The following is an 8,333-nucleotide window of genomic DNA, read 5'->3' as shown; positions in this document are numbered from 1 at the left end:
GTCGGTAAGCGAGCAATTTTCTGCTTGGCCTTGGGCGATAAAATCGAGTGCCCAAGCGGGTAAATTTATGCTTGATTTACCCGCTGTTGCTAAAGCCCAGTTGTTACAGGGTGGCGTGAAAAACGTGACCTTGTCGGGTTTGTGTACCTTCTCCGATCCCCAACGATTTTTTTCCCATCGGCGTAGTAGCCAACAGAGCCAATTCCACTGTGGTAGACAGGTGAGCGTCATTGGATTGAAATCTTAGTTCGCTTTTTAGACAGTGAATTAACTTGATTATGATCAATAAAATAGAACGACAATCCATCATTTAGCTTGAATAGCGGCGTTTTAGGACCCATAAAAGCAGACATAGTAAGCATCGTGTTAGTAGGGGATTATTCATGCGGTTAGATAGATTTACCAGTAAATTTCAGTTAGCAATTTCCGACGCACAGTCACTGGCACTGGGGCGAGATCATCAGTTTATTGAACCCGTACACCTTATGACCGCCATGCTCAATCAGCAAGGCGGCTCGGTACGTCCATTGCTGGATCAGGCGCAAGTCAATGTGAATGCGTTGCGCTCAGCATTGGCCGAAGCCATCGATCGTCTTCCTCGGGTAGAAGGAATAGGCGGCGATGTTCAGCTGAGTAAAGATAGCGGTATCCTATTAAATCTATGCGATAAAATTGCCCAGCAACGCAAAGATGACTACATCACCTCGGAAATGTTTGTGCTGGCGGCACTAGAAGATAAGGGTAAACTTGGCGATATTCTCAGAAGCCTAAAAGTAAGCAAAGAGGATGTCGAAAGTGCCATCGACAAGATGCGTGGCGGACAAAAAGTTACCGATCCGAATGCCGAAGACGTAAGGCAAGCGTTAGAAAAATTCACCACCGATCTCACCGAGCGCGCCGAGCAGGGGAAACTGGATCCGGTTATCGGGCGGGATGAAGAAATTCGCCGTACGGTTCAGGTGCTGCAAAGACGTACCAAAAACAACCCGGTACTTATCGGTGAACCCGGTGTGGGTAAAACCGCCATTGTTGAGGGGCTTGCTCAACGGATTATCAACGGTGAAGTGCCCGAAGGGCTGAAAGATAAGCGTGTGCTATCGCTGGATATGGGCGCGCTGGTGGCTGGGGCCAAATACCGGGGTGAGTTTGAAGAGCGCCTTAAAGCGGTTTTAAATGAATTATCCAAAGAAGAGGGCAGAGTCATCCTCTTTATCGATGAGTTGCATACCATGGTGGGGGCCGGTAAATCTGACGGCGCCATGGATGCGGGGAATATGCTAAAACCGGCGCTTGCTCGTGGCGAATTGCATTGCGTTGGGGCGACGACCCTTGATGAGTACCGTCAGTATATTGAAAAAGACGCGGCGTTGGAACGTCGTTTCCAAAAAGTGCTGGTGGACGAGCCAAGTGTCGAAGACACCATTGCCATTTTGCGTGGTTTGAAAGAGCGCTATGAGCTGCACCATTCTGTGGATATAACCGATCCGGCCATAGTTGCGGCGGCAACCTTGTCCCATCGCTATATCAGTGATCGCCAGTTGCCAGACAAAGCCATCGATCTGATCGATGAAGCGGCCTCGAGTATTCGTATGCAAATAGACTCCAAACCGGAGGATATGGATCGTCTCGAGCGACGGATCATCCAGTTAAAGCTCGAAGAACAGGCATTGGCAAAAGAAACGGATGATGCCAGTCATAAACGTCTTGAAATGATAGAACTGGAGCGGGAGCAAGCCGAAAACAAATTATCGGGTCTGGATAAAATTTGGCGTGAAGAAAAAGATGCCATGCAAGGTACTCAGTCAATTAAGTCTGAATTGGAGCAGGCTAAGCTGGATCTTGAAATTGCCCGTCGGGCGTCGGATTTAAATCGGATGTCAGAATTACAATATGGCCGAATTCCTGAGCTGGAAATGAAGCTAGAAAAAGCCGCTGAGAACGAAACTCGGGAAACCTTGTTGCTGAAAAACAAAGTTACAGACAACGAAATTGCTGAAGTCTTGTCTCGTTGGACCGGGATCCCTGTTGCTAGAATGCTGGAAGGTGAGAAAGACAAACTGCTGCGTATGGAAGAAGCGTTGCATAAGCGGGTGGTGGGACAAACCGAAGCGGTACACGCGGTGTCGAATGCAATTCGACGTTCTCGGGCAGGACTTTCCGATCCGAACAAACCCATTGGTTCATTTTTATTTCTTGGACCTACCGGTGTGGGTAAAACCGAGCTGTCTAAGGCACTAGCTGGTTTTCTGTTTGATACCGAAGGTGCGTTGGTTCGCATTGATATGTCCGAATTTATGGAAAAACACTCAGTGTCACGACTGGTTGGGGCGCCTCCCGGTTATGTGGGCTATGAAGAAGGCGGCTATTTAACTGAAGCGGTTCGCAGAAAGCCCTATTCTGTTATTTTGTTAGATGAAGTGGAAAAGGCACATCCTGATGTGTTTAACATCTTGCTGCAAGTACTGGATGATGGACGTTTGACCGATGGTCAGGGCCGTACCGTGGACTTTAAAAATACCGTTGTGATCATGACGTCAAATTTAGGATCCGATGTGATTCAAGATACCCATGATGATAGCCAGTACGAGGAGATGAAAGCGCGGGTTATGACCGTTGTAGGTCAGCACTTCCGCCCTGAGTTTATTAACCGTGTTGATGACATAGTGGTATTCCATCCGCTGGGTAGAGAGCAGATCAAGGCCATTGCCAAAATACAGCTTGCTTCTCTACGGCAACGTTTAATCGAGAAAGGGTACAAGCTGGAGTTATCTGGAGCGGCCTTGGACAAACTGGCTGATGCTGGGTTTGATCCAATTTTTGGGGCCCGCCCACTGAAAAGAGCGATTCAAACGCAGGTGGAAAATCCGCTGGCACAGCAACTCCTTTCTGGAGCGTTGTTGCCTGAGTCTACAGTACGTATTGATGTTAAGGATGATAAATTTATCGTTGTTTAAATACGTCTAGATATAAATAAAAAATGGCTGCCTCATCGCAGCCATTTTTTTATTAAAACGATGAGAGGATCTTTTCGGCTTGGGCTTTACCCATAAAATCTTCTTCACTGTTGGCCGCTATTTCAAGATGCTCTTTGGCTTCCGTTTTCTGGCCCATTTTTGCAAGGGTAAAGCCTAAATGGAATCGTAATTTCGGGTTGGTGGCTTGTCGGCTGAATGCCCGTCTTAACATTTCTAAGCTTTCCTGATATTTCCCTTCCTGGGCAAGTACCCAGCCATAAGTGTCCAGTATTTCAGGATCGTAGGCATTGAGTTTATACGCCTCGGCTATCCATTGAGCCGCTTGCATGGTATCCGTTTGGGCGGCCATTTCGGCCAATCGGTTTAACACTTTCGATTTGTTCAAAACGTGAGGGTGGTCCGCAAGCTGTATATAAACAGGGATCGCTTTATCAAAGTACCCTTTGTAATAAAAATACTGAGCAAGGAGGTTTGCCGGCAGTAGGTATTCTGGCTCTTCTTTCATTAATCGTCTGGCGATAGCAATGAAACCACTGGGATTATTGTCTCTGTTTGCCATTTTATAGGCCGCGAGTAGGGGCTGGGCAAATTTAGAGGAAAGGCTTAAAGAACGGGAATAGGCCTGGGTTGCCTTCGTGTAATTGGCTTTTTTTTCTGCTAATAAACCCGCAACATACCAAAAATTCGGATTGTCTTGATTTTTTTCTATGCGAGAGCCGATAGTCTGTGCCGCTTCGGTGACGCGACCAAGGGCGATTTGTAATTTAGCGGTATGTAACACCAGATCATTGTCGTAGGGCGAAAGTGCCCGTGCTTTCACTAAGTTGGTTAAGGCTTCTTCCGGTCGACCTAGTCTGACAAGAACATTGGCGTACCGCTCCAGCATTTTAGGGCTATCCTGGATACTGTCCTTCACTAACACTAGGGCTTTGTCGGCCTCCAAATAGCGCTCTAACGAGACAAGAATATCGGCTTTTTGTAGCAGGTATGCTGGATTGTCAAAATCTTCTTTGAGGAGTTTGTCGAGCTGATAGAGCGCGTCTGGTAAGTCACCTCTACGGGCACTGATTTGCACCAGTTTTACCCGCGCTTCTTGACTTTCCGGGTTCAGAGCCAAGACGTTTTTATAGATTTTTGTCGCCGTGTCAACGTCGCCTAAAATGATCAGGTTTTGCGCTTTGAGTAATTGAGATGGCACATGTCTTGGTACCTTAGCGAGTAATTCATCAAGGCGTGCATTAGCGCCTTCAATATCGCCGGTTTTAGCGTCAACAGAGGCCAGGTTAAATCGCGCTGCAAAACTGTCTTTATTCAGGGATAGGGCTTTGGTGAGCATTTGTCGGGCGAGGGTGAACTCTCTTTGCTGGATAAACAAGGAGGCTTTTAAATTGTATACGTCAGATTTTTGCGGAAATATCTCGATCAGTCGATCCACGGCTTTATGGGCATCATCAAAATCGCGGTAACGCATTTTCATTGATGCATAAGTAAATAGGAACGTTGGATTCAACTGCTGTAAATTATAAAGGGCGTCTAACATACTGAGAGCCTGCTTTTCCTGGCCCCGTATGGTCATCAACTTAATTTTGAACAGCTGTAAGTGTAACGAGTTGGGATAGCGGGCTTCTAACGTGCGGATCAGATTATTGGCCCGAAAACTCCTATTTTGGTCAATGAGCAAGTCGCCCAGTAATAATGCTGCATTGAGATCTTGCATCAACACCGATTGTTTTTGTTCCAGCAAGGATAATGCGAGTTTTGGGCGCTGGGTTGATATATAGGCTTTGGCCAGAAGTTTTATGGCTTGTAAATCTTCAGGATTTTTTGTCAGATAGCGTTCAAAATCGCCTACGGCTTTTTCTATATTGCCATTAAAATAGGCGGTTAACCCACTGATATAGATAAGTAATGGTTGTGATTCCACCACGTCAGGGGACAATTCAGACAAAGTATTACCGAGCTTTTGGATCTCTGCGGTATTGGTAGTAACGGTTTCTTCTTGGGTCATTAACCAATTATTTAGCAATATTGCGAGGGGGTCGTCCGGCGTACGGGACATGATTTCATCGATATACACCCGGGCGCTGGCGAAGTCCTCGCGGGCGATGTAAAGGTTGACTAAGTTCCGTAAGGCGATGGGATCATCGCTGTTAAGTGCCAACGCCTGTTTAAAATGTACTATGGCGGTATCGACATCGCCTTTTCGATAGGACAATTGGGCAATTAAACGCCATAAGGTAGCGCTGTTTTCGTTGATGACTTTTGATTGATTTAATAATTCTTCAGCACTGTCCAGATCATTGTTGCGCATTGCAATAGCGGCTAACCCGGTGAAAGCGTCATCTCGATCAAAGGGCAGGGTTAACATTTGCTCGTAGGCTTCTTTCGCGCAGGTTTCATTTTCTAATTTGTTACAGGCCGTGGCCCGAATTTGCAGCCATGCTGATTTTTGTTTGGAACTTAGGCGATTGTAGTCGGTAAAATCTAGCACATCATGATAGTGATTCATAAATAGCCAAGAGGTACCTAGAGGTACGGCGACAAGGTTTATGTCCGCGCCCATTTCAATGGATTCTCTAAATTCGAGTTCAGCCGCTCTTACGTAGCCATTTTGAAGCAAAAGGCGTCCCATCAATATTTTGGCTGTCAGATTATTGGGATCTTGTTGCAGGCTATTTTTTAAATGAACAAAAGCAGTTTGATAATCTTTTTCATTATAAGCCGCCAAGGCTTTTTCATAATCTTCAAAGGTACTGGCATTTACATAGGAAAGACAACACAGGAAACTCAACACAACGGGAAGTGCGAGACGGATAAATAATGTGGATTTTCGTAGAGTGTTCATCATGCCCCTGACTACTGCTGAAGAAAAAGGTGGCAACTGCCACCTTTTACAACCAATGCTTTATCGAAGTTTAGCTTACATTAACTAAGCTTGACGTTTTCTACGCCACATAGCGAGGGCGCCACCTAAAAATAACATCGCAAAGGTGCCGGGCTCTGAGACTTCAGTGGGCGGTTTTTCACCAGGTTTGGTGGTAAAGCCTACAGAAGCGAGTTTAAAGCCGTCATCGTACATAGAGCTACCAATATCACCAAATACCGTGTTATAGGCACCGATTATCCAATATTGGGAAAATACACTTTCAATTTCTATCATTGCCAGATCAGTATCGTCACAATTTAGCACATCAAACGAGCCTACTGCCAACGCATCACCTGCAATATCTGACCAAGAGTTGCTGCCGGAATCAAGCATGGATGTATCGTCAAGTGCAGCGACGGAAATTTGCGTATCATCTTTCCATAGCCAACTAAAGGTTGCACCGGTTACATTAACTTCCTCATCAAAAGACAGTAAAATGTAATCGTAGTCGGTATCGATGTTGTAATAGTAAGTACCACCTTCTTTCTGCCAACCTTCACTTGATGCATTGTCTACAGAATGATCCGGTGACTTTCCTTTTTCATCGTCATTAATGACCCCATAGCCGCTACCGTATTGTTTAAGTTCAGCAGAAACAACATTGGTATCAGATCTAACATCATAGCCGTAGTAGCTACCTATGCTTTCACTTCCCGCAGTATCTGAGTAGGCAGAGGCGTTAATAACAACACCATCCACTTCTGCGTTTGTGATCCCATCATTGGCTAAGCTGTACATCAAATCGTCTGCAAAATAATCTGATGCATTACACCCATCTCCCGAACTGCCTCCCGTGCCGCAACCGCTATGCCATCCGCCACCAGTGTGACCACCGGCAAAACCGGGCGTTGACAAGACGCTTGCGAGGACGAGGGCTGACACTGACGCAATTTTATTTAATTTCATTATTATTAACCCCTTATACCTCTTTTATATACCTCGACTATCGATAAGCAAGTATTGCGCCATGTTTATATGTGCATGTTTCTATACCATTTGTCATGTTATTTATGTAAATGGCGTTTACAGACGTAAAAAATACTGACATCTAACTAAAGTAGTAAAAATAACATTATTTCTTTTATTTCAATTGGTTGAACTATAGACGGTATTTTTCATTATTACGTATTTGTTTGTATACGAGAGTGTGTGGAACGGTGGAAAAGATTGTTAACATTTTTGTTCCGTGCGCCTTCAACCGATGTATGAAATAATAAGGTGATTGAAATGTGTAGTTAAGAGGTCTTAATGACGGATTCGAAAAGAAAAGGTATCTATCTGTTGCCTAACCTGCTGACAACAGCAGGACTGTTTTCTGGGTTTTATGCTGTAGTGGCATCGATGAATGGGGCTTTTGAAGCGGCCGCTGTGGCAATATTTGTTGCGATGATATTTGATGGATTGGATGGCCGCGCCGCTAGGATGACAAATACACAAAGTGCGTTTGGCGCTGAATATGACTCTATGGCCGATATGGTGTCATTTGGTATGGCGCCTGCCTTAGTGGCCTATAATTGGGGGTTAAGCGGGCTTGGCAAAATTGGTTGGTTAGCGGCATTTATTTATGTCGCGGGAGCAGCATTGCGGCTTGCACGTTTTAATACTCAGGTGGGAATTGCTGATAAACGCTTCTTCCAGGGCTTGGCGAGTCCCGCGGCTGCGGCAGTCGTCGCCGGCTTGGTTTGGGTAGGGGTTGAGTACGGTGTAGATGGTAATGATTACGGTGTTATCGTTGCACTCATCACCGGGGCTTCCGGGTTGCTCATGGTTAGTAACTTCAAATATAACTCCTTTAAGGAAGTTAATTGGAATGGCAAGGTGCCTTTTGTGGCATTGCTGATCATCATGTTGGTATTTGTCATTGTTGCCACTGAACCTGCATTAGTCCTGTTTTTGGTTTTTGCACTTTATGCGTTGGCGGGGCCGATCAATACCTTCCGAACCGTCGATAAAGTAACGTTAGATGATGTGGTTGGCGATCACGAAGACAAAGATGCTGATTTTAATGACACTGAAATCGAAGGCGATAACCGTGCAACCGACACGGGTAATGCAACAGACAACAAAAGTTAGGCCATAAAAACGAAAGAATTGTCTTTTTTTACTACAAAGCGATGAAAAAGCGACCGAACAGGTCGCTTTTTTCATATTAATTTGAAATGGGGGTTGACCTCATCAAACAGATGCGTAAAATGCGCCTCCTCACTTCAGGGGCTTCAACGAAACGCCTGATTTAAGAGTGATGAAAATCATTTTGAGAATGCAAAAAACTTCAAAAAAATGATTGACAAAAAAAACGATGCGGAGTATTATACGCATCCCGCTTGAGACGGCATACAGCAAGGCTTGAGCGACGTTCTTTAACAATTTATAACAAGACAATCTGTGTGGGCACTCGTTAAGAGTGTCAACCGACGATTCATAAAAGTTTT

Annotated in this window: 5 protein-coding genes; 3 read left to right on the top strand and 2 right to left on the bottom strand. The window is 45.2% G+C overall.

From position 1 onward, the window contains the following. Both V5298_RS14635 and clpB read left to right on the top strand, forming a co-directional pair. On the top strand, positions 1 to 247 hold a 247-nt coding region (locus tag V5298_RS14635), incomplete at its 5' end, for a laccase domain-containing protein (RefSeq protein WP_332932191.1). Between the two features lie 136 nt (positions 248 to 383). Next, positions 384 to 2,954 carry an ATP-dependent chaperone ClpB gene (clpB, locus tag V5298_RS14630; protein ID WP_332932190.1) on the top strand — a complete coding sequence of 857 codons (2,571 nt, stop codon included), beginning with the start codon at positions 384 to 386 and terminating at the stop codon, positions 2,952 to 2,954. Between the two features lie 52 nt (positions 2,955 to 3,006). On the opposite strand, the gene prsT is transcribed toward clpB, so the two are convergent. Both prsT and xdp1 read right to left on the bottom strand, forming a co-directional pair. Continuing rightward, a complete protein-coding gene (prsT, locus tag V5298_RS14625) occupies positions 3,007 to 5,823 on the bottom strand; it encodes an XrtA/PEP-CTERM system TPR-repeat protein PrsT (RefSeq protein WP_332932189.1) in 2,817 nt (938 codons plus the stop codon). 81 nt (positions 5,824 to 5,904) lie between these two features. Next, positions 5,905 to 6,807 (bottom strand): exosortase-dependent surface protein XDP1, encoded by a 903-nt coding sequence (gene xdp1, locus V5298_RS14620; protein WP_332932188.1) that lies wholly within the window; start codon positions 6,805 to 6,807, stop codon positions 5,905 to 5,907. Between the two features lie 342 nt (positions 6,808 to 7,149). Here xdp1 and pssA point away from each other — a divergent pair, with 342 nt between their 5' ends. After that, on the top strand, positions 7,150 to 7,974 hold the full coding sequence (gene pssA, locus V5298_RS14615; RefSeq protein ID WP_332932187.1) for a CDP-diacylglycerol--serine O-phosphatidyltransferase: 825 nt from the start codon (positions 7,150 to 7,152) through the stop codon (positions 7,972 to 7,974). Positions 7,975 to 8,333 lie beyond the last annotated feature (359 nt).

The sequence above is a fragment of the Alteromonas sp. 14N.309.X.WAT.G.H12 genome, from assembly GCF_036697315.1.
Classification (GTDB): Bacteria; Pseudomonadota; Gammaproteobacteria; order Enterobacterales; family Alteromonadaceae; genus Alteromonas.
This window is presented reverse-complemented; position numbering and strand designations above follow the sequence as displayed.